A 23739-nucleotide genomic window follows, 5' to 3' on the forward strand; every position below is an offset into this window, starting at 1 on the left:
TATGACAGTCTCTTCATGTCTTAGTGTATTTTGCTGTGTTGTCATAGCTCAGCCCAACACCTGGACTTCTCCCTTCCCCTTCGTCGTCACCTTCACATGTGTATAAGAGCCAGCACCCCTGCTCCGGGGACCCCGGCACCCGGCGTTCCGGCGCCCGGCGCTCCCGAGCCGGGCACCCCTGGCCCGACGACCCCGGCGCCCACCGCACCCGCTCCGGGCACCCCCGAGCCGGGCGCCGAGACACCGGAGGGATCCGCGCCCGCCTCGCCGGCCGTCCCGGGCACGACGACCTACCCGGAGGTGAGCGCCTTCCGGATCACGTCGCTGAGCCCGAACGTCGTCGACACCGCCGGCGGGACGCTCGTGACGGTGTCGGGCCTGGCCCTCCCGATCGCCCCGACGGTGCGCATCGGGCAGACCGCCACGGCCGACGTCGTGCAGAGCACGACGACGCGCCTGGTGTTCCGCGTCCCTGCCCGCGTGGCCGGTCCCTACGACGTGTCGGTGTACGCCCAGGACGGCCGCTCGGCGGTGCTGTCCAACGCGCTCACCTACGTCGAGGAGGTCGGATCCGGCCCCGGGACCACCACTCCGGCCCCGCCGGCACCGGAGGACGGCTCCTCCGGGCCGACCACCCCGGACACGCCGCCGGGCGGGACGTCCCCCGACGACACGAGCACTCCGCCCGCGGCCGCGCCCACAGTGCGCACCGGCTCCTCGGGCGAGCGCCTGGTCCGCTCCGACCGGTTCTCCGCGCTCGGCTCGATCTGGTCGCTGAACTGCTCGGCCAGCTGCACCGGCGTCGCGATCTGACGCCCTTCCCGGCGCGGATCGACCGCGCCTCCTGAGCCACCGCGCCCCGTCCGGCTTCCCCATACGGACGGGGCGCGGTGTCGTACCCCGGATGGTTCCGGGCGCTCCCTGCTGCGCCCCGGCGCCCGCACCGCCCTCCGCTGTCCGGGGGTGCGAGCGCTCGTTCCCGGCGACGAGCTGCTCGTCTCCGCGGCCGATCCCCGCCGCCTCGTTCCGCGCCGAGGACCGCCGGCACGCCAGTGCCGGCGACGCGGTGGACGTCTCCTTCCGGTTGAACGTCTCCGTGCTCCCCGAGCAGCGGCAGAGCGAGGAGGCGTTCGTCCGATCGTCACCGCCGGGAGAGCCGGCATGGGCAGGCATTTCCCGCGCGGCCGGACCGACGCCGGAGAGCTCGCGGTCCACCGGGGATTCGTCCGGCAGTTCACGCGGTCCTGCGAGCCGGCGGCGAAGAGCGACCTCGAGGCGCGCAGCCGTCTGACGCCGTGACCGGGCGCTCCCGAGCTGACCGCGCTCGACGGCGCCCTCGACCGGGCGTTCGACGTCTCCGACGACTTGGTCCGCCAGTCGTCGGCGGCGCTGAGTTCCGCAGCGGAGGGCCGCTTCCACCGGAAGCTCCTCACCACCGGGCGGCCCCCGCCGTCGTCGTCCCGGAGGTCGAGGACCGGACCGACCGGACCGGCCGCGCCCCCGAGCGGGCCACCGCCCCGGTCGAGCAGCTCCGGCGGGTGTCACCCGGCTCTCGCGAATGGCGGAGAAGGAGCGGTCGGAGGCCATCGGCTTCCTGGCCGCCATGCGTCGCTGAGCGGGGGCGACTGCCGCGGCGGCGGGGCCACGAGGTAGTGTCGTCGCCGTTCGCGGGTGTAGTTCAATGGTAGAACATCAGCTTCCCAAGCTGACAGTGCGAGTTCGATTCTCGTCACCCGCTCCGCCCCGCGCGGCCCCCCGGGTCAGCGCGGACTGATCGCCGCCTCGTCGTGGATCGTGCCGACCGCGGCCAGCAGGACGTCCAGCACCTCGGCGGCCACCGGCCGGCTGAAGTGGTAGCCCTGCGCGATGTCGCAGCCCAGCTCCCGCAGCGCGGCCACGTGCTCGGGCTCCTCGACGCCCTCGGCGACGACGGTCATCCCCAGATTGTGGCCCAGGTCGACGGCGGTCCGCACCAGGACGGCGTCCTGCGCGCTGGTCGTCATGCCCAGCACGAACGACCGGTCGATCTTCAGCTCGTCCACGGGCAGCCGGCGCAGGTGGGCCATCGAGCTGTACCCGGTGCCGAAGTCGTCGATCGACAGCCGCAGTCCCAGCTCGTGCAGGCGCTGGAGCACCTCCATGCAGCGGGTGGCGTCGGTCATGACGGCGCTCTCGGTGACCTCCAGGCGCAGCACGCGGGCCGGCACGCCGTGCTCGGCCAGCAGCCGCTCGACCAGGTCGGGCAGTCCGGCGTCGAGCAGGCACCGCGTGGACAGGTTCACCGCCACCGGCATCGGGTGACCGGCGTCGATCCACCGCCGCGCCTGGGCCAGCGCGAGGCCCAGCACCCGCTCGGTGAGCCGCAGGATGATGCCCGTGCCCTCGGCCACCGGCACGAACTCGGCCGGTGGGACGAGGCCCTGCGTGGGGTGCTGCCAGCGCAGGAGCGCCTCGACGCCCTCGATGCGCTCGCCGTCCAGGGTGTACTTGGGCTGGTAGTGCAGGAACAGCTCGTCGTCGCCCTCCAGCGCCCGGCGGAGGTCGCCGAGGACGGTGAGCCGCGAGGGCGCGGCCACGTGGTCGTCGGGGGCGAACACGACGGCGCCGGCCTTGCGCTCCTTCGCCACGTACATGGCGATGTCGGCCGAGCGCAGCAGCTCGTCGCTGTCGGTGCCGTGCCACGGCGAGACGGCGATGCCCACGCTGACCTCGACGTCCAGCGTGACACCGGCGACGTCGAAGGGGCGGTGCAGCGCCTCCCGGAGCCGCTCGGCGACGGCCTCGGCCTCGCCCACGCCGTCGACGGCGGGCAGCAGGACGGCGAACTCGTCGCCGCCGAACCGGGCCACCGTGTCGCCGTCGCGGAGGACGCCGGAGAGCCGGGGCGCCACCTGGCACAGCAGCGCGTCGCCGTAGGCATGGCCGAGGCTGTCGTTGATCTCCTTGAACCGGTCGAGGTCGACGAGCAGCACGGCGACCTCCGCCGTGGACCGGCTGGCCCCGGCCAGCGCCTGGTCGAGGCGGTCGCGCAGCAGGATGCGGTTGGGCAGGCCGGTCAGCGCGTCGTGGGTGGCGGCGTGCCGGTCCCGCTCGGCCGACGAGCGCAGCTCCTCGGTCTGGGCCTGCAGGCGCCGGGAGGCGCGGGAGACGACGCGGAACAGCGCCGCGTAGAAGACGGCGAGGCTGGCGGCGAGCACCAGGTCGAGGGTGCGCACGTCCTCCCGCACGGCCGTGCTCACGGGCGCGTAGGGCAGGTAGAGCTCGATGACGCCGTCGGGCCGGTCGGACCCCGCGTACTGCACCGGCACGTAGACCTCGAGCAGCTCGGGTGCGGCATCGGCGGTGTCGGAGTCGTCGACCGAGTTCTCCAGCCCGGACACCACCTGGCCCCCGAGTGCCTGCCTGAGCTCGGCGGATTCCGACCGCGTGCCGATGATCGAATGGTCGTCGGAGTACACGATCGCGCCGGCGCGGTTGTAGATCTTGAGCTCGACGGGGTCGAGGTCGTCCAGCTGGCGGCCGGAGGCCTGCAGCTTGTCGCCCGCGGCGCGCACCGCGTTCTCCACCCGGGCCAGCCGGGCGACGTCGAAGCCCTCCTCGAGGTCCGCCCGGTCCAGCTGCGGCTGCAGTCCGAGCCGCACCGTCACGATCGCCGTCCACTCGGCCTGCTCGCGGGCACGATCGACGATGGCGTTGCTGAGCACGGAGCCGAGGACGACACCCAGACCGACCGTCAGCACCATGCTCAGCACGCCGAACCGCACCAGCAGTCCGGTGCCCCGCAAGCGGCCGAGAACGGTCATGCCCTCCGCATCGGACGGCGGGCGCGTCTCCTTGAGGCGGCACCCCGCCCTCCCCCCATCGGGGGAGCCGCCGCGAGGCGCGTGTGGGCCGCGCGGCACGGGGAAGACGCACCGGTTCGCGTCCCGGGGTCTTTGGTCCCTGGGACGCCACCGGATCGCCCCCCACGATGAACGGAACGCTTCCGCCTCCGTGCCGACGCTCCTACGGTTCGGGCCGTGCCCCCGCCCGCCCCACCGGGGTCCCCGGTGAACGACGACCCGCGACTGGACGGCGCGGTCGACGCCACGCTGGAACGGGTGGCGTCGACCGCCGTACGCCACCTGGCCGCCGCGTGCGCGGTGCTGACCGTGCACGGCCGACTCGGACCGGACCGGTCCGTCACCGTCGGCTCGCCGCCCGCCGTCGAGGCTGCCGCCGACCACACCCTCGTCCTCCCCGTCGGCGACGGCGGTCTCGCGACCCTCCGGCTGGAACGGGCACCCGACGCGGCCGCCTTCGCCCCCGCCGACCTCGCGACGGCCCGGGCGCTGTCGGCCGTCGCGGGTCCGGCGGTGGAGAACGCCCTGCTGCTCGAGCACGCCGGGCGATGCCGCGTGTGGGCACTGGCGGGCACCGCCATCGCCACCGCGCTGCTCTCGGGAACGCCGGCCGACCGGGTTCTGCGCGACGCCGCCGCGCGGGTCGCCGAGCTGGCCGCGGCCGACGCCGTGGGCGTGCTCGTGCCGGCGGGCGACGGGGACCGGACGCTGATGATCAGCGCGGCGGTGGGCGGTCCGACCGCAGCGGAGATGGAGGGCGTCCGCCTGCCGCTGGCCGAGACACGCCTGCACGAGGCGCACCGCTCCGGCGTCCCCCAGCTGATCGAGGACGCCGCCACCCCGCTGCCGGGCACCCACCCGGCGGAGGTCGTCGGCGAGATCGCCCGGAACTACGGGCCGGCCCTGTACATCCCCCTCGGCGGGCCGTCGCCGCCGGCCACGCTCGCGGTGCTGCGCGCCGGGGGCCGACGGCCCTTCGATCCCCGCGTGCTCGAGCTGGCGGCAGCGTTCGCGACGCAGGCCACGGTCGCGATGGAGCTCGTGAGCAGCCAGGCGCGGGAGCGGGAGCTCCAGCTGCAGGCCGACCGGGACCGGATCGCGCGGGACCTGCACGACCACGTGGTGCAGCGCATCTTCGCCACCGCGCTGGCCCTGGACCGGGTCGGGCGGTCCCTGGAGACCACGGCGCCCGGGGCAGCGGCCCGGATCGCGGAGCGGGTGGACGAGCTCGACGGGACGATCGCCCGCATCCGCGAGTCGATCTTCGAGCTGCACGGCGCGCAGGACGTCTCGTCGGCGGCCGTGCGTCGCCGGCTGGCCGAGGTCGTGCGCTCGGTGACCGAGGGGCACGGCGTGCGGCCGGCGCTCCGGGTCCGCAGCGAGGTCGAGGACCTGCCGTCGGACCTGGTGCCCGAACTGGTGGCGGTGGTCCGCGAGCTGGTGACCAACGTGGTGCGGCACGCCGCGGCGTCCCGCTTGACCGTGATGGTGGCGATCGCCGGTGGGATCCGCGTGGTGGTGACCGACGACGGCCGAGGGCTGCCACCGGTGACCGTGCGCAGCGGGCTGGCCAACCTCGCCGACCGGGCCGAGCGGCGCGGCGGCAGGCTCACGGTGTCCGCCGCACCGTCGGGCACCGAGATCGAGTGGGTGGTGCCGCTGAGGCGGTGAGCCTCAGCGCCCGGGGGCGCGGGAGTCGCGCAGCTCGGTGGCCAGGATCGCCGCCTGGGTGCGCCGCTCGAGCCCCAGCTTGGCGAGCAGGTGGCTGGTGTAGTTCTTCACCGTCTTCTCGGCAAGGCCCATCCGCTCGCCGATCTGGCGGTTGGTCAGCCCCTCGCCGATGAGCCGCAGGACGATCCGCTCCTGGTCGGTGAGGCGGGCCAGGCGGTCGGTGCCCGGCCTGACCGCCGGCGCACGGACGCCGTCGGGGGCCAGGGTGCCGCCGGCCGCCACGGTGCGCACCGCCGTCACCAGGGCCGATCCGCGCACCTGCTTCAGCAGGAAGCCGGCGGCGCCGGCCTGCAGGGCGGCATCGCGGGCGTCCTGCTCGGCGTAGCTGGTGAGGACCAGGCAGGGCAGGCCCGGCACGCGGGCCCGCAGGTCCCGGCACAGTGTGGCGCCGTCCCCGTCGGGCAGCCGCATGTCCACGATGACGACGTCGGGCCGCACGGCCGGCACCCGGACGAGGGCCTCGGCCACCGTTCCGGCCTCCCCGGCGACGAAGATCGCGGGATCGTCCTCGAGGACTTCGGCCACTCCGCGCCGGACCACCTCGTGGTCGTCGACCAGGAAGACGCGGACCCCGGAGGACGGCTGCACGACCCCTCCTCCGCTCATGTGATCCCCGCCACAGGGGAGCGTAGGGGGTGGTGGGACGCCGGGCAGCCTCAGGCGGGCAGCAGCAGGGCCGCGTAGAGGGTCAGGCCGGGCCCGAAGGCCATCGCCACGATCGGCCCGTCGACGTCGGCCAGCTCCTGCAGGACCAGCAGCACGGTGGCGGAGGAGCAGTTGCCGTGCTCGGCGAGCACCCGCCGCGAGGCGCCCACCTGGTCCTCGCGCAGGCCCAGCTCGTCGCGGACGACGTCGATGATCCGGGGACCGCCGGGGTGCACCGCCCACCCGGCGACGTCCTCCATCCGGAGCCCGGCGCCGGCCAGCAGCTCGTCGACCACCTCCCCCACGTGCCGGGAGAGCACGCCGGGCACCTTCGGGGAGAGCCCCATCCGGAAGCCGAGGTCGGTGACGTCCCAGGTCATGTGGTCGGCGGTGGACGCGTCGGTGCGCGCCACGATGCCGGCCAGGCTGTGCCCACGGGAGGCGCCCGGCTCCACCACGACGGCCGCGGCTGCGTCGGAGAACAGCGCGTGCGCCACCACCTGCTCGAGGTCCCGCTGCGCCGGCTGCACGTGCAGGCTGGTCAGCTCGCAGCACAGCAGCACCGCCGGGCGGGAACGCGCCGTGACGAAGTCACCCACGGCCGCCAGCCCGGGGATCGCGGCGTAGCAGCCCATGTGCCCGACCAGCAGCCGCTGCAGACCCGGCGGCATGCCGAGGTCACTGGCCAGCCGGATGTCCAGGCCCGGCGTCGCGTACCCGGTGCAGGTGGCGACCGCGAAGAGCCCGACGTCGCCGGGCGCGAGACCCGCCGAGTCCAGCGCGCCGGCCACGGCCTGCTTGCCCAGCGGCAGGGCCTCCTGGATGTAGCGGGCCATGCGGGCCCCGGTCCCCCAGTCGCTGAGGTCCTCGTCCATGGGGTTGGCCACGGCGTGCCGGCGCTGCACCCCGGCACCCATGAAGATGCGCTCCGCGGCGCGCACGCCCTCGTAGTGGCGGGCGAAGAACCCGTCCCACGCGGCTCGCTGGTCCAGGGTCGCCGGCAGCGCGGACGCCGCACCGGTGACGACTGCTGCGCTCACGGGCGCCGCTCCGCGGCGGAGCTGCTCGGGGTCATCGTCCCGGCGGTACGTGCGCCCTCGCGCCGACGCTCCCTCACCGCTTACGCCCGTACCCGGCGAAGAGCACGGCGGTGGTCGGCAACCGCTTCATCCGCACGCTGCGCCGGCGCCCGCGTCGCCACGCGACGACGTCACGCACCGACGGCCGCAGGCCCACCAGCCGCAGGTCCAGCCCGAGCCGGTCGGCGGCCGCGAGCAGCTGTCGGCGGTCGACGAACAGGGCCGGGTCGTGGATGCCGGGCGGCGGCCCCCCTGGCAGCCGCTCGCCGATCCGGACGGCGACGAGGTCCGCCAGCCTGGTCGCGGCGATCGCGTCGATGACCAGGGTCCCGCCCGGCTTGAGCAGCCGGGCGGCCTCGGCGAGGACGGCGACGTCGTCGTCGACGTGCTCGAGGATCTCGCCGGCGACCACCACGTCGGCGCACCCGTCGACCAGCGGCACTGCCAGCACGGACCCCCGCACGGGGAGCACCCCGTGCCGCCGGGCGAGGGCCAGCCCGGCCAGGCCCAGGTCGACGCCGACGTGCCGGTAGCCCAGCCGGGCGGCGTGCGGGGCCATCAGCCCGCCGCCGCACGCGAGGTCCACCAGCAGCGAGCCGGCGCCCGCGGCCGGCGGGATGTGCTCGGCCCGCGAGTCCGCCAGCCAGCGCAGCATCGCGAAACCGTCGTTGCCCTCCCACCACTCGTCGACCAGGAGGTCGTACTGAGCCGGGTCGTTGCGGGCCAGCGGCGGGGTCGGCACGGGCGGCTAGCCCTTCTTCAGCGGGTCGTGGCCCCAGTTCATCAAGGAGTAGCGCCACTTGGAGGTCTCGACGTCCTCCGCCTTCGGCTCCTGGGCCAGGTGTCGCTGCACGTAGCCGTGCACCTTCCGCATGTGCGCCAGGTCGTCGTCGCTGAGGTCGTCCTTCTTCGTGCGCAGCAGCTCGATGATCCGACGACCGGACGCATGGCCGGTGGACTCTCCGCCGCCGTCCTTCTGCCCGACCGCCTGGGACTCGTCGGTCTCCAGCCACTCCTCCAGCTCGCCCGCGGTCATGTTGACCGCCTCGCCGAAGTCGCGCCTGATCTCGTCGGGGTCCTCGCCGGCCATCGGTCCTCCGCTCGCGTCGTCCCCCCTCCCCTACCGCGCGGCGGCCCGCCGGAAACCGCCCCAGGTGACCTGAGGTTCGCCACCGTGAGGACCGGGCACAGGATCCGAGATCCGTACCGACGAGGAGGAGCCGACATGAGCGAGTCCCATCGCACTCCCCGCAGCCCCGAACGCGCCGAGGGCGACCCCGCCGGCGAGGAGGGCGGCAGCGGCCGCACCCCGCACCCCGAGGAGCCGGCCGAGGGCCGGTCGGACGCCGCCGGCGGCGGCGCCGACACGCCGGACGCGTGAGCACCGGGTCCGGGACGCGCACAGCGTCCCGGACCCCCGTCCGAGGGAGTGGCGGTTTCGCCGGGTCACCCGTCGGGCACGCTGCGGCACATGGATCAGAACGCCGACCAGCACCGCACCAGCGAGCCGACCGCCGGGCCCACGACCGAGGAGCCCCGCGTCGAGGCCGCAGCCCGCGCCGTCGCCCGCATGCTCGCCAACCCCCGGCGGACCCGGCGCACCTGAGGTGCAGTCGAACCGCTGAAGAACACGGTGCGTGACCACACCGACCCCAAGTAACACCGGAGCCCCGTTCAGCCCGGACGCCCCTCGTCACCCAGAGCGACCACGTCGGCGTGCCGCGAACTGCTCCGTCACGTACCGGTGCATGCTCGCTGACGTGACCGCCGTACTGGACCTCGCCGCCGCCGACGACACCTCGGCGCCGGTCCGCCGGAGCCGCGCCGAGCGGCAGGCGATCGTGCTCGACACCGCCGAGCGGCTGTTCTCCAGCCGCAGCTCCCGCAGCGTCGGCATGGACGAGCTCGTCCGGGAGACCGGCCTGGGCAAGATGACGGTCTACCGGCTCTTCAAGAGCAAGGACGACCTCGTCGGCGCCTACCTCTCCCGCAAGGCGGCCACCGTGCTCGCGTTCATCGACGCCGAGCTCGCCCGGCTCGAGGGCGATCCGCGGGCGGCCCTGCTGTCCGTCGTGGACGCCGTGGAGCGCGACGTCACCCGCACCGGTTTCCGCGGCTGCCCGTTCAACAACGTCAGCAGCGAGTACGACGACCCGCAGCACCCCGCCCGTAGCGCCGCCGCCGACTACAAGTTCGAGCTCTACGGCCGCCTGGAGCGACTGGCCGAGGAGATCGTGCCCGGCGGTGGCGAGGACCTCGCCGCGCAGCTGCACCTGATCATCGACGGCATGTACCTCTCCGGCGGCCTCCTGGGCCCCGACGGCCCGGCCGCGCACGGCCGGCAGCTCGCCGAGAAGCTGATCGACGCGGCAGTCGCCGGGGCCTGACCGGGCGCACGAACCGCCCGGCCCGCAGGATGGCCGGGTGACCAGCGACCGCACCCGCCCCGACCTCGACGACTCGACGGTCGAGGCGCTGGGCAAGCTCTCCGAGGCTTTGGAGACCGTCGACCAGGCCCGCGGCTTCCTGTACGCCTTCCACCAGCTCACCGGCAAGGCCGACCGCCTGCTGCAGGAGTCGGCGGAGCTGTTCGAGCGGGCCGGCGCCACCGAGCTGGCCGCGGACCTCGACCGTGACCTGGTCGGGCGCAACGTCATCGCCGACCGGTGGACCTTCCAGATCGTCGAGGACTTCGACGAGAACTACTGGGGCACGTTCCGCGCCTACGACGCACGGGCCCGCGACGAGCTCGCGGGCGGGGACCGGCACGTGTTCGAGGCCCGGATGAAGCAGCGCGAGCGCACCGTCGGCCATCCGAACCACGAGGCCGGACCGGCCCTCTCGGAGTGATCGGCGGGTCGTTTCCCCGGGCCCGGCACCGGGCAGACCTCCCCCCATGACGATGCCTGACGAGAACGGCCACGGCTCGGGCCGCGAGGCGGAGCCGCTGGGAGCCGAGAAGGCCCCGGGGGAGGACCGCGAGTCGCTGGGGGCGACCGAGGGTCCCGCCGACGGGATCGCGGGTCCGGCGTACCCGCCGGCCGGCACCGAGCCGGACGCCCGATGAGCACCCCCGGTCCCGGGACGTCGGGTGACCCGCTGAGCGTCGGGCTGAACCCGCCGACGACCTCGACCCCCGCCGGCCCGTCCGGTACGGGGCCGGTCACGACGGGGCAGGAGACGACGCGGCCGGCCGAGAGCGGCCCCGGGCGCACGCCGGCGCCGACCCGGGAGCGGCACGCCGGCCGCACCATCGGCCGGTCCCTGGCCCTGGCCCTGCTGCTGTTCGTGACCGTGGTGCTCGTGCTGTTCGTCGTTTTCAACAACCAGACCGTGCCCATCAGCCTGGTCTTCGGCGACGTGGAGGCCCCGCTCGTCCTGGCTCTGCTCGTCGCCGCCGCGCTCGGTGGGCTGCTCGTGTGGCTGGCCGGCCTCGTGCGACGGGCACGCCGCCGCAACCGCTGATCCTCCGCTCGACTCCCGGGCCCGCACGCGCCGCCGCGCGTGCGGGCCCGCGTCGTGCGCGACCCCTCCTCCCATCGGGGCACTTCTGACGCTCGAGGCGTGTCGGACCGACTGGGGCTTGCCGTTGTTACCCGTGAGTAATAGCGTTTGTTACCGGCGAGTAGGAAGCGCCGTCCATCGGCATGCAGCACGGGAGCCCAGCGCACATGAGTCACTACACCGCGAACCTCCGGGACCTCGAGTTCAACCTCTTCGAGTTCCTGGACACCAAGGACAAGTTCGGCACCGGTCCGTTCGAGCAGATGGACGCCGACACCGCGCGCGGGATCCTGGGCGAGATCCGCAAGCTCGCCGAGGGGCCGGTCGCGGCCTCCTTCGTCGATGCGGACCGCAACCCGCCGGTCTTCGACCCGGCGACGAACTCCGTGACGATCCCGGAGTCGTTCAAGAAGTCGTACAAGGCCGTCGAGGACGGCGAGTGGGCCCGCCTCGACCTGCCCGAGCACCTCGGTGGCTTCGGCGCACCGCACGCCCTGACCTGGGGCGCCTTCGAGATGATCCTCGGCGCCAATCCGGCCGTGTTCATGTACGGCTCGGGCGCGGCGTTCGCGGCCATCCTCGACGAGCTCGGCACCCCCGACCAGAAGCGCATGGCCGAGCTGATGCTGGAGCACAAGTGGGGCGCCACGATGGTGCTCACCGAGCCCGACGCGGGTTCCGACGTCGGCGCCGGCACCACCAAGGCCGTGCAGCAGCCCGACGGCTCCTGGCACATCACCGGCGTGAAGCGGTTCATCACCTCCGCCGAGCACGACATGAGCGACAACATCATCCACCTGGTGCTGGCCCGCCCCGAGGGCGCGAAGGCCGGCACCAAGGGCCTGTCGCTGTTCGTCGTCCCCAAGTTCCACGTGGACCTCGCGACGGGTGAGCTGGGCGAGCGCAACGGCGCCTACGTCACCAACGTCGAGAAGAAGATGGGCCTCAAGGTGTCCACCACCTGCGAGCTCACGTTCGGCGACGGCCCGGTGCCGGCGCAGGGCTGGCTCGTCGGCGAGGTGCACGACGGCATCGCCCAGATGTTCAAGGTCATCGAGCACGCCCGCATGTTCGTCGGGGCCAAGGCCATCGCCACGCTGTCCGCCGGCTACCAGGTCGCGCTGGACTACGCGAAGACCCGCGTGCAGGGCGCCGACCTGACGGCGACGTCGAAGGACGCGCCGCGGGTTCCCATCACCCACCACCCCGACGTCCGCCGGTCCCTGATGCGGCAGAAGGCCTACGCCGAGGGCATGCGGGCGCTGTACCTCTACACCGCGAGCTTCCGCGACCAGGTGACCGAGGCCGAGGCCGCCGGTGCCGGCGACAGCGAGGAGGCGAAGCTCGCCGAGCGGGTCAACGACCTGCTGCTGCCGATCGTGAAGGGCTTCGGCTCCGAGCGGGCGACGGAGCTGCTGACCTCGGAGTCGCTGCAGACCCTGGGCGGCTCCGGCTTCCTGCAGGACTACCCGATCGAGCAGTACATCCGCGACTCCAAGATCGACACCCTGTACGAGGGCACGACGGCGATCCAGGGCCAGGACTTCTTCTTCCGGAAGATCGTCAAGGACGGCGGCGTCGCCCTGACCTGGCTGGCCGAGCAGATCCAGGCGACGGTCGAGGGCGAGGTCGGCAACGGCCGGCTCAAGGAGGAGCGGGCGCTGCTCGGCGCCGCGCTGCAGGACGTCCAGGGCATGCTCGCCGCGATGTTCGGCCACCTGACGGCCGCCCAGGAGGACATGTCCTCGCTGTACAAGGTCGCGCAGAACACGAGCCGGCTGCTGCTGTCGACCGGCGACCTGGTCACCGCGTGGCTGCTGGTCCGCCAGTCCGAGGTGGCCCTGGCCGCCCTGGCCGGCGACGTCAGCGAGAGGGACAAGCACTTCTACGAGGGCAAGCTGGCCGCCACCCGGTTCTTCGCCACCCAGGTGCTGCCCCGGCTGAGCTCCGAGCGAGCGATCGTCGAGAACACCGACAACGCCCTGATGGACGTCGACGAGGCCGCGTTCTGAGAGGACCACCCTTCCCCCCACGCCTCGCACGCTCGGCGCGGGCCCCTGAAGGGTGGCCGTTCCATCAGGTCACCTGGCCGTTTCCGGGCCGGAACCAGGGGCATGGCGGGAGGACGTCGACATTTCAGGAGGGATCCCATGAGCGACCCACAGGGCAGCGACCGCATCCAGCAGGACGTCCCGACCGCGTCGGGCACCGGCGACAACGGCGACTCCTCGTCGTCCTTCGACGACGTGCCCCTCACCGCCGACGAGGCGATCGAGCGGGACGCCGCTCAGGGAGACGACCTGCCGGCCCGCGCCGAGGGTGACATCGCTCGGGCCAGGCGTGCCGGCGCCTCGGGCGAGGTATGAGCCCGGCGTCCGCGCGTCCTGCACCCCGAGGAGAACGATGAGCGAGCCCACCGGCTACCGCGAGTCCCCCGACACGACCGACGGCCCCGTCGGCGAGGACTCGAACTCCGACGGTCCCGAAGGGAGCGCCACGCTCACCACCGACGGGGACGCCCAGGCCGACGACGGCGTCGTCCGCCCCGGGAACGCCCCGGACTAGAGGGGTCCCCCCTCGCCTCTCCCGCATGCTCGGGGAGGCGAGGAGGGTCTCCGTCAGACGCGCTCGGCGGCTCGGCCGCCCCCCGTCGGCACGACGGCGTGGTCGGCGGCCAGGTCGCGCGTCCGGGTCTCGCCGTAGGCCAGCACCGCGATCACCGTCACCACGGCGCAACCCAGCAGGTAGAGCGACACCCGCGTCGGGTTGGGATCCTCGAAGCTGCCGAGCAGCGCGAGCGCGATGAGCGGCGCGGGCGCCCCTGCCACCAGGGACGCCAGCTGCGAACCGATGCCCACGCCGGTGTAGCGCGACTTGGTGCCGAACAGCTCCGCGAAGAAGGCTGCCTGCGGGCCGTACATGGCGCCGTGGAACAGCAGTCCGCCGGTGATGGCGAAGACGCTCAGCCAGAAGCTGTCGGCGTCCAGCAGGCCGAACAGGGCGAAGGCCCAGACGCCGATGCCGACGGCGCCGAAGAGGTAGACCGGCCGGCGGCCGACCCGGTCCGACAGCGCGCCCCACAGCGGGATCGTCACCAGGTGCACGGCCGAGGCGATCACCAGCGCGTTGAGGGTGAACGACGAGCTCGCCCCCTGCGCATTGATCAGGTACGACAGGCTGAAGGCCGTGAGCAGGTAGAACGAGACGTTCTCCGCGATCCGGGCGCCCATGGCGACCAGGACCTCGCGCTTGTAGTGGGCGAGCACGGTGAGGATCGGGGCCTTCTCGGCCACACCGGTCTGCGCGGCCTTCTCCGCGGCCACCCGCTGCGCCTCCAGGAACACCGGTGACTCGCTCACCGCCAGCCGGACGAACATGCCGACGATGATCAGCACGGCGGACAGCAGGAACGGGATCCGCCAGCCCCAGTCCCGGAACGCCTCGTCGGACTGGAACGCCGCCAGCAGGGCGAGCACGCCGGTGGCGAGCAGGTTGCCCGCCGGTGCACCCGCCTGCGGCCAGGACGACCAGAAGCCGCGGTTCTCCGGCCTGCCGTGCTCGGAGACCAGCAGGACGGCGCCACCCCACTCACCGCCGAGGGCGAATCCCTGGATCAGGCGCAGCGTCACCAGCAGCAGCGGTGCGAGGACGCCCACCGTGCCGAACGTGGGCAGCAGGCCGATCGCAAAGGTCGCCCCGCCCATCATCAGCAGCGAGATGACCAGCAGCTTCTTGCGCCCGATCCGGTCGCCGAAGTGCCCGAAGACCAGCGCGCCGATCGGCCGGGCGGCGAAGCCCACGGCGTAGGTGCCGAAGGACAGCAGCGTGCCGGCGAAATCCGACTGCTCGGGGAAGAACAGCGACGGGAACACCAGGGCGGCGGCGGAGCCGTACAGGAAGAAGTCGTACCACTCGACCGTCGTTCCGATGACGCTCGCGCCCACGACGCGGCCGAAACCGGCCCTGGGCTTCGCAGGTGCGGACATGGACCCCTCCTCGGGTTGTGTGATGCCGGTCATGGACGCTAGGACCGCCTCCGTCCCGGGTCCATGTGCCGGGCCGCCCCGATCGCCCGGCCGAGGGTGTGGCCACCGCCCATGACCACCGGGGCGCGGGGCGGGCTCCTTCCCGACCGCAGACCCCAGGCATCGGTGTGGCGGAGCACCACGGAACCGTCGTCCGCTGTGTGGCGTGCAACCGTGGGGGACGTCGCACGATCGGCCTAGCGTCGCGTCCATGGCGGTCAACGGTTCCCTGGTCGGACGGCGCGCACTGATCACGGGTGGGGCGTCGGGCATCGGCCGCGCCTGCGCCGTCCGGCTCGCGGCGGAGGGCGCCTCGGTCGTCGTCGCGGACCGGGACGCCGCCGCCGCCGAAGCGGTCGCCGCCGAGGTGGGGGGCGCCGCGCTCGCCGTCGACCTCGCCGACCTCGATGCCGTGGACCGCATCGATCCGGCCGTCGACATCCTGGTGAACAACGCCGGGCTGCAGCACGTCGCCCCGCTGCACGAGTTCCCGGTCGACCGGTTCTCCTACATCCTGCGGCTGATGCTCGAGGCCCCTTTCCGGCTGGCCCGGGTGACGCTCCCGCACATGTACGCGCAGGGCTGGGGCCGCGTCGTCAACATCAGCTCCGTGCACGGCCTCCGCGCCTCGCCCTACAAGTCGGCCTACGTGACGGCCAAGCACGGCCTGGAGGGCCTGTCCAAGGTGATCGCGCTGGAGGGCGCCGAGCACGGCGTCACGTCCAACTGCGTGAACCCCGCCTACGTCCGGACGCCGCTGGTCGAGGGCCAGATCGCCGACCAGGCCCGGGCGCACGGCCTCTCGGAGGACCAGGTGGTCGGGCAGGTGATGCTCGCGCCGGCGGCGGTCAAGCGGCTCATCGAGCCCGCCGAGGTCGCCGACGCGGTGGCCTGGCTGTGCTCGCCGGCGGCGGCGTCGGTCACCGGCACCTCGCTGGTGATGGACGGCGGGTGGAGCGCACATTGACGAAGGGCCCCCTGCTCCCCAGCACTCGCAAGCTCGCGGCGGGCCCCTACAGGGGGCCGACGTCCGCGACAATGCCCGACGTGACCTGGGCCGCCGAGTACTTCGAGCTGCTGCTCGAGGACGCCGCCGCCATCGAGTACGAGCGCCCGCTGGTGCGCGCCCGCGCCGCGGGTGCGGCCGGGGAGGAGCTGGCCGAGCTGGAGCGGGCCAAGCTGCTGGCGCTGCAGGTGCGCGAGGCGTTCGCGGCGCGTCGTCGTCGCGAGTCGGAGCTGTCCGCCCTGTTCGACACCGCCAACGACCTGGCCGCGCTGCGAGGCGTGGACTCCGTGCTCACCGCGATCGTCCGGCGGGCGCGGTCGCTGCTGGGCACCGATGTCTCCTACCTGACCCTGCACGACCCCGTCGCGGGCGACACCTACATGCGGGTCACGGACGGCTCGGTGTCCGCCCGCTTCCAGTCCCTCCGCCTGCAGATGGGCGCGGGCCTGGGCGGGCTGGTGGCCCAGTCGGCGGCGCCGTACGCCACCGCCAGCTACTTCGCCGACGCCCGGTTCCGCCACACCGACGAGATCAACGACGGCGTCCTGGAGGAGGGGCTGGTCGCGATCCTCGGGGTCCCGCTCATCCGCGGGTCGCAGGTGATCGGCGTGCTGTTCGCCGCCGACCGGACGGAGCGGACCTTCGACCGCTCCGAGGTGTCGCTGCTCGGCTCGCTGGCCGCGCACGCCGCCATCGCGCTGGACAACGCCCGGCTGCTCGAGGAGACGCGGTCGGCGCTCGACGAGCTGTCGGCCGCCAGCCGCGAACTGCGCGCGCACTCCGCGATGGTCGAGCGCGCGGCCGGCGCGCACGACCGGTTCATCGACGTCGTCCTGCGGGGCGGCGGGGTGGAGGACGTCGCGGCGGCGGTCACCGAGGCGCTGGGCGGGAGCATCACGGTGCTGGACGAGGACGGTCGGGTGACGCCGGCCGACGTGGCCGCCGAGCTCCCCCCGGACCCGGCCGGCGCCCTCACGCTGGCCCGCTCGACCGGCCGCACCGTGCGGGACGGCAGCTGGTGGACCGCCGCGGTGACCGTCGACAGCGAGCTGCTGGGCGGGCTGGTGCTGCACCGGGAGGAGGAGCTCTCCGAGGGCGACCAGCGCATCCTCGAGCGGGCGGCGCTGGTCACGGCGCTGCTGCTGCTGATCCGGCGGACGGCCGGTGAGGCGGAGAACCGCGTCCGCGGCGAGCTGCTGGAGGAACTGCTCAGCGGGAGCATGCGCGACCCCGACGGCATCCGGGAGCGCGCCCGGCGGCTGGGCGCCGACCTGGACCGCCCGCACGCGGTCGTCGTCGCCCGCGTGGAACCCCGGTGCCGCCCCCGGGCGCTCGCGGCCGCCACCCACCTGGCCGCGACGCGCGGCGGGCTCGCCGGCACGCACGAGGGCAGCGTCGTCGTGTGCCTGCCCGATCTGACGCCCGGGGCGGCCGCGTCCACCGTGCGCTCCGACCTCGCCAACGCCGGCGCCGGCCCGGTGACCGCCGGAGGCGCGGGCCCGGCGCGGGGCCCGGGGGCCGTGGCGTCGGCGCACGCGGAGGCGGCCCGCTGCGCGGCCACGCTGGTGGCACTGGGCCGCGGCGGCACCTCGGCGAGCGCGGCGGAGCTCGGGTTCTTCGGCCTGCTGCTCGGCGAGGGGCGGGACGTGCGCGGTTTCGTCGACGCCACGCTCGCACCGGTGCTGGAGTACGACGTCCGGCGGGGCACCGATCTGGAGGGCACGCTGCAAGCGTTCTTCGACGCCGGCAACTCCCCCGCCCGTGCGGCCGACGTGCTGCGCGTCCACGTCAACACCGTGACCCAGCGGTTGGAGCGGGTGGGTCGGCTGCTCGGCAAGGACTGGTCCTCCCCCGCCCGCGCCCTGGAGATCCAGCTGGCCCTGCGCCTGCACCGGCTCACCGACGCCGTCCCCGGGTAGCGCGAGGACCCCGCCCTCCCCACGCTTCGCAGGCTCAGGGCGGGCCCCGGGACGGGGCCTTAGCCTGGTCCGGTGCCGTCCCCGCCGACCTCTGCCGTGCTCGGGCGCGAGGAGTGGACCGCACGCGCCGCCGCGCACGAGGCGCGGATCGACCGGTGGACCGAGCCGCACCGGGAGCGCCGGCGCCGCGGGGAGTCGCACCCGGTCCTGGACTTCCTCTTCAGCTACTACTCGCAAGCCCCCGGCCGGCTGCGCCGCTGGCACCCCGGTCCGGGAACGCAGCTGGCCGGGCCCGCACCGCACGCGGACTGGCGCTGGTACGCCGCCGACGGCGCGACGGTCCACCTCGACGCCGAGGCCTACGTCGCCGACCGCGGCGACACAGTCCGCTTCGTCCGGGGGCTGCTGGCCGCCACCGCCTCCCGTCCGGCGTTCAGCGGCTGCTTCGGGCTGCACGAGTGGGCGATGGTCTACCGGGACACCCGGACCCGGCACGCCGTCCCGCTGCGGCTGGGCCGGGAGGGCACCGACGCGGTGGTCGAGGCGCACCCGATCCGGTGCACCCACTTCGACGCCTTCCGGTTCTTCACGCCCCAGGCGGTGGGGCGCAACCGGCTGCAACCCACCCGGGAGTCGCAGGCCGACCTCGAGCAGCCGGGCTGCCTGCACGCCGGCATGGACCTCTACAAGTGGGCCTACAAGCTCAGCCCCGCCGCTCCGGGCGATCTGGTCGCCGACTGCTTCGAGCTCGCGGTCGAGATCCGGGAGCTGGACATGCGCGCCTCGCCGTACGACCTGCGCGCGCACGGGTACGAGCCGGTGGCGATCGAGACGCCGGAGGGCAAGGCGGCCTATGTCGCCGCGCAGCGCGGGTTCGCCGAGCGCGGCGCCGTCCTCAGGGCCCGGCTCGTCGACCTCTGCGACCAGCTGCTCGGCGCGTCCTAGCTCACCATTCCGGGTCCCGGCTCGCCGTCGACCGTGAGCCAGGACCCGGGATGATCAGGTCTCCTGATCATCAGCGCCCTCACACGCCGTCGCGGGGGTTCGCGCCGCCGAGGCCCGCGCCCACCTGCTCGCGCAGCTGCTCGACCACCCGGCCCGGCGCGGGCCCTCCGCCGCCCGACCGGCGCCCGGCACGCCGCTCCCGCAGCCGGTCGACGAGCCCGGCGATGCCGCCCGGCACGAAGAAGACGACGAGGATGAACAGCGTCCCGAGCAGGAACAGCGGCTCCGACAGCGGCACCCGGAGCCAGCCGGGCAGGTCCTGCACCGCCGGGGAGTTCGCCAGGTCGGTGAGCCGGCTGTCGAGGTAGGTGTAGAGCACGCCACCCACGACGGCGCCCCAGCGGCTGCCCGCACCACCCAGCACCACCATGACCAGCAGGCCCAGCGTGAAGTCCGACGTCGTGGTGCGGGGCGTCGACCCGCCGAGCAGCAGCAGGTGGGTGATGCCGCCGAGCGCGGCGAGCAGCCCGGCGATCACGAAGACCAGCAGCTTGAAGCGGTAGGGCTGCAGGCCGAGCACCTCGACCCGGCCCTCGTTCTCGCGGATGGCCTGCCAGACCTTGCCGGCCCGCGAGCCGGTCACCCAGGTGACGACGACGTAGACCAGCACCAGGTAGGCCAGCGCCAGCCAGTAGAGGTTGACCGTGTTGAGGACGCCGACGAAGGCGTCGGGCACCTGGTCACGATCGAGCGCGAGGCCTTCCTCGCCACCCGTGAGGCCGCCCGGGTCCTGCAGCACGATGATCGACCCGACCTGCGCGGTCGCCAGCGTGACCATCGAGAACGCGATGCCCGACACCCGCAGGGCCACCGCGCCCACCAGCAGCGGGAGCACGATGCCGACCGCCGTGGTCAGCGCCAGGGCAGCGCCCAGGCCCCAGCCCAGCTCGGTCAGCGCCAGGTTCGCGGCGTACGTGCCGGCGGCGAAGTAGAGCGCGTGGCCGAACGACAGCAGCCCGGTGAACCCGAACAGCAGGTCGTAGGAGAGCGCGACGCCGCCGAAGATCAGGCACAGCGCGAGCAGCTGCAGCGTGCCCGGGCTGTTGAGGACGCCGTCGAAGAGCCCGGGCAGCTGGAGGGTGGAGTAGGGCAGCACCGCCAGGACGGCGAAGACGACCAGCGGCACCAACCGCCGCAGGGAAATCCGGTTCATGACGCCTTCCTCATGCCAGCCGAGCCGTCAGCCCGCTGGGGCGCGCCAGCAGGACGGCGGCGAGCAGCAGCACGACCGACAGGTCGCCCACCCCGCTGGCCGCGTAGTAGTTGGCGAACTGCTGGACCAACCCGACCAGCACCGCGGCCACCGCGGTTCCGGTGATGGAGCTCATCCCGCCGATCACGACGACGATGAACGCGAAGATCAGCAACGAGGTGCCCTGCCCCGGCGAGATCGAGCCGAGGTAGATACCGCCGAGGGCACCGGCCAGCGCGGCGAACGCACCACCGATGGCGAAGACCAGCGTGAACGCACGGCGGACGTCGATGCCGAGCGCGGTGACCATCGACCGGTTCTCCACGCCGGCCCGGATGATCAGGCCGAACCGGGTGAACCGCAGGAAGGCCAGCACCGCGACCAGGACGACGACGGCGCTCCCGATCAGGAGGAAGCGGTCGTTGGGCACGTTGGCGCCCAGGACCGACGTGGTGCGCTGGGTCCACTCCGGCCGCGGGAAGGGGTGCGGATCCGCGCCCCACGTGGCCCGGACCAGCGCGACCAGCGCCAGGCTGAGCCCGACGGTGACCAGCACCTGCTCGATGTGCCGTTCGTAGAGCGGTCGGATGAGCGCGAGCTCGATCAGGGCCGCGACGGCGGTGCCGACCGCCACCCCGAAGACGACGGCCAGCACGAAGCCCCAGCCGGTGGAACCGGCGCCGGGCAGGTGGTCCGAGGCCCACCAGGTGCCGTAGGCACCGATGGTGAGGAAGGCGCCGTGGGCGAAGTTCAGCACCCCCATGAGGCCGAAGATCAGCGACAGCCCGGAGGCGACGAGGAAGTACAGGGCGGCGAGCCCCAGACCGGTGATGGTCAGCAGGACGACGGTGGACATCAGGCGTGCCCTCCCGTCGTCGCCACGCCCAGCAGCTCGCGCGTGCGATCGGCGTCGGCCATCAGCTCGGGGGCCGGGCCGCTCCAGGCGATCCGGCCCTGGTCGACGACGATGGCGTCGTCGGCCATCCGCCGGACGACGGTCAGGTTCTGCTCGACGAGCAGGATCGTCACCTCCTCGGCCGCACGGGCCAGCACCTCGGCCACCTCGGCGACCAGCAGCGGTGCCAGCCCCTTCGTCGGCTCGTCGATGAGCAGCAGCTGGTTGTCGTTGAGCAGCAGCCGGGCGATGGCCACCATCTGCTGCTGACCGCCGGACAGCGTTCCGGCCAGCTGGCGGCTGCGCTGCTTGAGCTCGGGGAAGAGCTCGTAGACCCGGTCGTGGTGGTGGGGGGAGTTCCGCCGCTCGGCGAGGGTGAGGTTCTCCGCGACGGTGAGCCCGCCGAAGACCTCCCGGTCCTCGGGGGCGTAGCCGATGCCGTGGCGCACGATCTCGTGCGTCCGGCGGCCGGACAGCCGCTGGTTGCGCCCGTCGGAGCCGGTGAACTCGATGGTCCCGGTGGAAGGCACGAGGCCGAGGACGGCCTTGACGGTGGTGGTCTTGCCGGCACCGTTGCGGCCGAGCAGCGCGGTCACGCCACCCCGCCGGACGGTCAGGTCGACGCCCTGCAGGATGTGGCTGCCCGACAGCCGCACGTGCACGTCGGACATCCGGAGCAGGGGTGGCGTCACGGTCCCGCTCACAGCTCCTCCCCCAGGTAGGCCTGCTGCACCGCGGGGTCGCTCGTCACGCGGGCGGGGGTGTCCAGGGCCAGCAGCCGGCCGTGGTGCATGACCGCGACCCGGTCGGCCAGACCCAGCAGCACGTCCATGTGGTGCTCGACCATCAGCACCGTCTTGCCCTCCTCGCGGTGCACGCCGGCGATGACCTCGGTGAGCCCGGCGACGTCCTCGATGCTGACGCCGGCCATGGGCTCGTCCAGCAGCACGATCGCGGGGTCGGTCGCCAGGAGGATGGCCAGCTCGAGCTTGCGCTTGTCGCCGTGCGACAGCGCCCCGGCCAGCCCCTCGCCACGCCGCGCCAGACCGACCCGCTCCAGCGACCGGGCCGCCACGTCGTGGGCGGCGTCGCGGTCGCGGACGCGCTGCCAGGGCCGCAGGCTGCCGCCCAGCTTGGCCTGCGCGGCCAGCCGGACGTTCTCCCGCACGGTGAGCCCGGCGAAGACCGAGGACGCCTGGAAGGTCCGCCCCATCCCGCGGCGGGCCCGGGCGGAGGGACTCGCGCCGGTGACGTCGGTGCCGTCGAGCCGGACGGTGCCCCCGGTCGCGGGCAGCAGCCCGGACAGCAGGTTGAACAGCGACGTCTTGCCGGCCCCGTTGGGTCCGATGACGGCGACGAACTCACCGCGAGCGACGTCGAAGGAGACGTCGTCGACGATGACCGCCCCGCCGATGGCGCAGGTGAGGCCGGCGACCTGCAGCACCGGCGCGCCCGCCAGAGGGCTGGCGGCCGGTGCCGGCTGGGTGCTCATGGGCACGCTGGCTCCGGGTTCAGGAACCGGACGCGACCGGCGGGGCGGTCGTCTCGGCGTCCAGCGTCTCGACGAGGACCGGCACCAGCTCGCCGTCCTTCTCCTCCAGGCGGGCCTGGAACATCGGCTGCAGCAGCGCGTGGTCCTCCTCGCGGACGGTCAGCTCGCCCTTGACACCGTCGAAGGTCCAGCCCTCCAGGGCGTCGACCATCGCCGCGACGTCGTCGCCGCCCTCCTGGATGGCGCGGACGATCATCTGCGCGGTGGTGAAGCCGTCGGGGGTGAAGAGGTCGACCTCGCCCCCGTCGGCCTCGACCCGCTCGGCCATCGCCTTGCTGACGTCGTTGTCGACCGCCTCGGCGAAGAAGTGCGACAGGTAGTCGATGCCGGTCGCCGAGGCGCCGAAGGTCGGGTACGAGGCACGGATGTCGAGGCCGGTGACGACGGTCGAGGACTCGAGCACGCCCTGCTGCCCCATCGCCTGCCACATGGCCGGCGCCGTCTCGCCGGCCCAGGCCACGAAGACCAGGTCCGCCCCGGCGTCGCGGGCCTGCGACGCGAACGGGGTGAGGTCGGTCGCCGACGCGGGCACCAGCAGCGGGGTCACGGTCGCCCCGCCCTTCGTGCCGAGGACCGCGGTGACGGCGGCGACGTTGGCCTGGCCGAAGGCGCTGTCCTGGGCGACGACGAGGACGTTCTTGCCGGCCGGCTCCCCGATGAACGACTGCGCGGTCAGGATGTCCTGGTAGGTCTGGCGTCCGGACCGGAACGTGTTGTCGTTCAGCCCGGTCACCGCGTCGGTCGCGGCCGGCCCCGAGATGAAGAGGACGTCGTTCTGGTCGGCGAGCGGGGCGACCTGCGTGGCGACGCCGGAGGAGGTGGAGCCCGCGAGGACCTTCACGCCCTGCCCGATCAGGTCGGTGGCCTCGGCGACGGCCTTGGCCGGGTCGCCGGCGTCGTCCCGCTCGATGACCTCGATCTTCCGGCCGTCGACCTCGCCGGTGCCGTCGGTGGCGTAGTCGAGACCGGCCTCGAAGCCCTGCAGGTACTGGGCGCCGTACGTGGCCAGAGGGCCGGACTTGGAGTAGACGAGCCCGACCTGGACGGGTGCGCCGTCCTCGCCGGAGGCGCCGCCCCCCGAACTGGACGCGGTCGGACTGCCGCAGGCGCTGAGGGCGAGGACGCCGGCCGCCGCCACCGCCAGGGTGGCGGACCGGGACCGGGACCGGGAAGGGGTGCGGGACATGGCGATCTCCTCGGGATGTGCGTCAGTGCACAGTGGGCTGCACCACACCGTAGGGAGCCGGTGATCACGTGCCCATGTGGGTGCCTGCCACACCCTGCGGTCGATCTATGGGTTCAGCCCACGGACCGAGGCGCCGACGGGGCGCAGGGAGGGGCCGC

At 73.6% G+C, this 23739-nt stretch carries 25 protein-coding genes and 1 tRNA gene; 15 read left to right on the top strand and 11 right to left on the bottom strand.

Annotation, left to right across the window (positions count from 1 at the left end; genetic code table 11):
• Window positions 1-96: 96 nt before the first annotated feature.
• A complete protein-coding gene (locus C5508_RS00650; protein ID WP_157943887.1) occupies window positions 97-813 on the top strand; it encodes an IPT/TIG domain-containing protein in 717 nt (238 codons plus the stop codon).
• A gap of 854 nt (window positions 814-1667) precedes the next feature.
• Window positions 1668-1738 (top strand) — tRNA-Gly (locus tag C5508_RS00655).
• Between the two features lie 22 nt (window positions 1739-1760).
• Here the strand turns inward: C5508_RS00655 and C5508_RS00660 are convergent.
• Window positions 1761-3803, bottom strand: coding sequence for a putative bifunctional diguanylate cyclase/phosphodiesterase (locus tag C5508_RS00660; RefSeq protein ID WP_104522605.1), 2043 nt, complete (start codon window positions 3801-3803; stop codon window positions 1761-1763).
• Window positions 3804-4019: 216 nt separating this feature from the next.
• On the opposite strand from C5508_RS00660, the gene C5508_RS00665 reads away from it, so the two are divergent.
• A complete protein-coding gene (locus C5508_RS00665) occupies window positions 4020-5513 on the top strand; it encodes a sensor histidine kinase (RefSeq protein ID WP_232796821.1) in 1494 nt (497 codons plus the stop codon).
• A gap of 3 nt (window positions 5514-5516) precedes the next feature.
• Here the strand turns inward: C5508_RS00665 and C5508_RS00670 are convergent, their stop codons facing one another.
• The 4 genes from C5508_RS00670 to C5508_RS00685 form a co-directional block, all read right to left on the bottom strand.
• A complete protein-coding gene (locus C5508_RS00670; protein WP_232796822.1) occupies window positions 5517-6161 on the bottom strand; it encodes a response regulator in 645 nt (214 codons plus the stop codon).
• 68 nt (window positions 6162-6229) lie between these two features.
• Window positions 6230-7258: a type III polyketide synthase gene (locus C5508_RS00675; protein WP_104522611.1), complete on the bottom strand. Its 1029-nt coding sequence runs from the start codon at window positions 7256-7258 to the stop codon at window positions 6230-6232.
• Between the two features lie 73 nt (window positions 7259-7331).
• The gene (locus C5508_RS00680) at window positions 7332-8039 is read right to left on the bottom strand and encodes a class I SAM-dependent methyltransferase (protein WP_232796823.1); all 708 of its coding nucleotides are present in this window, start codon (window positions 8037-8039) and stop codon (window positions 7332-7334) included.
• Window positions 8040-8045: 6 nt separating this feature from the next.
• Entirely contained in the window at window positions 8046-8387 is a 342-nt protein-coding gene (locus tag C5508_RS00685; protein WP_104522613.1) for a DUF3140 domain-containing protein, read from the bottom strand.
• A gap of 135 nt (window positions 8388-8522) precedes the next feature.
• Here C5508_RS00685 and C5508_RS19345 point away from each other — a divergent pair, with 135 nt between their 5' ends.
• From C5508_RS19345 to C5508_RS19740, 9 genes are all read left to right on the top strand, one after another.
• Window positions 8523-8678, top strand: a complete 156-nt coding sequence (locus C5508_RS19345) for a hypothetical protein (protein WP_157943888.1) — start codon at window positions 8523-8525, stop codon at window positions 8676-8678.
• A 90-nt stretch (window positions 8679-8768) separates the two neighbouring features.
• Window positions 8769-8903, top strand: a complete 135-nt coding sequence (locus tag C5508_RS20435; protein WP_269801733.1) for a hypothetical protein — start codon at window positions 8769-8771, stop codon at window positions 8901-8903.
• A gap of 154 nt (window positions 8904-9057) precedes the next feature.
• Window positions 9058-9684 carry a TetR/AcrR family transcriptional regulator gene (locus tag C5508_RS00690; RefSeq protein WP_232796824.1) on the top strand — a complete coding sequence of 209 codons (627 nt, stop codon included), beginning with the start codon at window positions 9058-9060 and terminating at the stop codon, window positions 9682-9684.
• 37 nt (window positions 9685-9721) lie between these two features.
• Window positions 9722-10147 carry a hypothetical protein gene (locus C5508_RS00695; RefSeq protein WP_104522617.1) on the top strand — a complete coding sequence of 142 codons (426 nt, stop codon included), beginning with the start codon at window positions 9722-9724 and terminating at the stop codon, window positions 10145-10147.
• Between the two features lie 46 nt (window positions 10148-10193).
• Window positions 10194-10364: a hypothetical protein gene (locus C5508_RS19735; RefSeq protein ID WP_198597757.1), complete on the top strand. Its 171-nt coding sequence runs from the start codon at window positions 10194-10196 to the stop codon at window positions 10362-10364.
• Window positions 10361-10762 carry a lipopolysaccharide assembly protein LapA domain-containing protein gene (locus tag C5508_RS00700; RefSeq protein ID WP_104522619.1) on the top strand — a complete coding sequence of 134 codons (402 nt, stop codon included), beginning with the start codon at window positions 10361-10363 and terminating at the stop codon, window positions 10760-10762. Before C5508_RS19735 ends, C5508_RS00700 begins: the two co-directional genes overlap by 4 nt.
• Before the next feature lie 206 nt (window positions 10763-10968).
• Window positions 10969-12813: an acyl-CoA dehydrogenase gene (locus C5508_RS00705; RefSeq protein ID WP_104522621.1), complete on the top strand. Its 1845-nt coding sequence runs from the start codon at window positions 10969-10971 to the stop codon at window positions 12811-12813.
• A gap of 138 nt (window positions 12814-12951) precedes the next feature.
• The gene (locus C5508_RS00710; RefSeq protein WP_104522623.1) at window positions 12952-13167 is read left to right on the top strand and encodes a hypothetical protein; all 216 of its coding nucleotides are present in this window, start codon (window positions 12952-12954) and stop codon (window positions 13165-13167) included.
• Between the two features lie 37 nt (window positions 13168-13204).
• Complete coding sequence (locus C5508_RS19740; RefSeq protein WP_198597758.1) at window positions 13205-13366, top strand: hypothetical protein; 162 nt, start codon at window positions 13205-13207, stop codon at window positions 13364-13366.
• A gap of 53 nt (window positions 13367-13419) precedes the next feature.
• Here C5508_RS19740 and C5508_RS00715 read toward each other — a convergent pair whose 3' ends face one another.
• A complete protein-coding gene (locus C5508_RS00715; protein ID WP_104522625.1) occupies window positions 13420-14787 on the bottom strand; it encodes an MFS transporter in 1368 nt (455 codons plus the stop codon).
• A gap of 250 nt (window positions 14788-15037) precedes the next feature.
• Here C5508_RS00715 and C5508_RS00720 point away from each other — a divergent pair, with 250 nt between their 5' ends.
• From C5508_RS00720 to C5508_RS00730, 3 genes are all read left to right on the top strand, one after another.
• On the top strand, window positions 15038-15793 hold the full coding sequence (locus C5508_RS00720; RefSeq protein ID WP_104522627.1) for a 3-hydroxybutyrate dehydrogenase: 756 nt from the start codon (window positions 15038-15040) through the stop codon (window positions 15791-15793).
• A 71-nt stretch (window positions 15794-15864) separates the two neighbouring features.
• Window positions 15865-17751, top strand: coding sequence for a helix-turn-helix domain-containing protein (locus C5508_RS00725; RefSeq protein ID WP_104522629.1), 1887 nt, complete (start codon window positions 15865-15867; stop codon window positions 17749-17751).
• Between the two features lie 72 nt (window positions 17752-17823).
• Complete coding sequence (locus tag C5508_RS00730; RefSeq protein ID WP_104522631.1) at window positions 17824-18696, top strand: 3-methyladenine DNA glycosylase; 873 nt, start codon at window positions 17824-17826, stop codon at window positions 18694-18696.
• A 79-nt stretch (window positions 18697-18775) separates the two neighbouring features.
• On the opposite strand, the gene C5508_RS00735 is transcribed toward C5508_RS00730, so the two are convergent.
• The 5 genes from C5508_RS00735 to C5508_RS00755 are packed head-to-tail and all read right to left on the bottom strand — an operon-like array spanning window position 18776 to window position 23581.
• Window positions 18776-19909: a branched-chain amino acid ABC transporter permease gene (locus tag C5508_RS00735; RefSeq protein ID WP_104522633.1), complete on the bottom strand. Its 1134-nt coding sequence runs from the start codon at window positions 19907-19909 to the stop codon at window positions 18776-18778.
• Window positions 19910-19919: 10 nt separating this feature from the next.
• The gene (locus C5508_RS00740; RefSeq protein WP_104522635.1) at window positions 19920-20804 is read right to left on the bottom strand and encodes a branched-chain amino acid ABC transporter permease; all 885 of its coding nucleotides are present in this window, start codon (window positions 20802-20804) and stop codon (window positions 19920-19922) included.
• Window positions 20804-21547: an ABC transporter ATP-binding protein gene (locus C5508_RS00745; RefSeq protein ID WP_198597759.1), complete on the bottom strand. Its 744-nt coding sequence runs from the start codon at window positions 21545-21547 to the stop codon at window positions 20804-20806. The genes C5508_RS00740 and C5508_RS00745 overlap by 1 nt, the downstream gene beginning before the upstream one ends.
• On the bottom strand, window positions 21544-22335 hold the full coding sequence (locus tag C5508_RS00750; protein WP_104522637.1) for an ABC transporter ATP-binding protein: 792 nt from the start codon (window positions 22333-22335) through the stop codon (window positions 21544-21546). Before C5508_RS00750 ends, C5508_RS00745 begins: the two co-directional genes overlap by 4 nt.
• A 19-nt stretch (window positions 22336-22354) precedes the next feature.
• On the bottom strand, window positions 22355-23581 hold the full coding sequence (locus tag C5508_RS00755) for a substrate-binding domain-containing protein (RefSeq protein ID WP_104522639.1): 1227 nt from the start codon (window positions 23579-23581) through the stop codon (window positions 22355-22357).
• Window positions 23582-23739 lie beyond the last annotated feature (158 nt).

It is taken from the genome of Blastococcus atacamensis, from assembly GCF_002938425.1.
GTDB lineage: Bacteria > Actinomycetota > Actinomycetes > Mycobacteriales > Geodermatophilaceae > Blastococcus > Blastococcus atacamensis.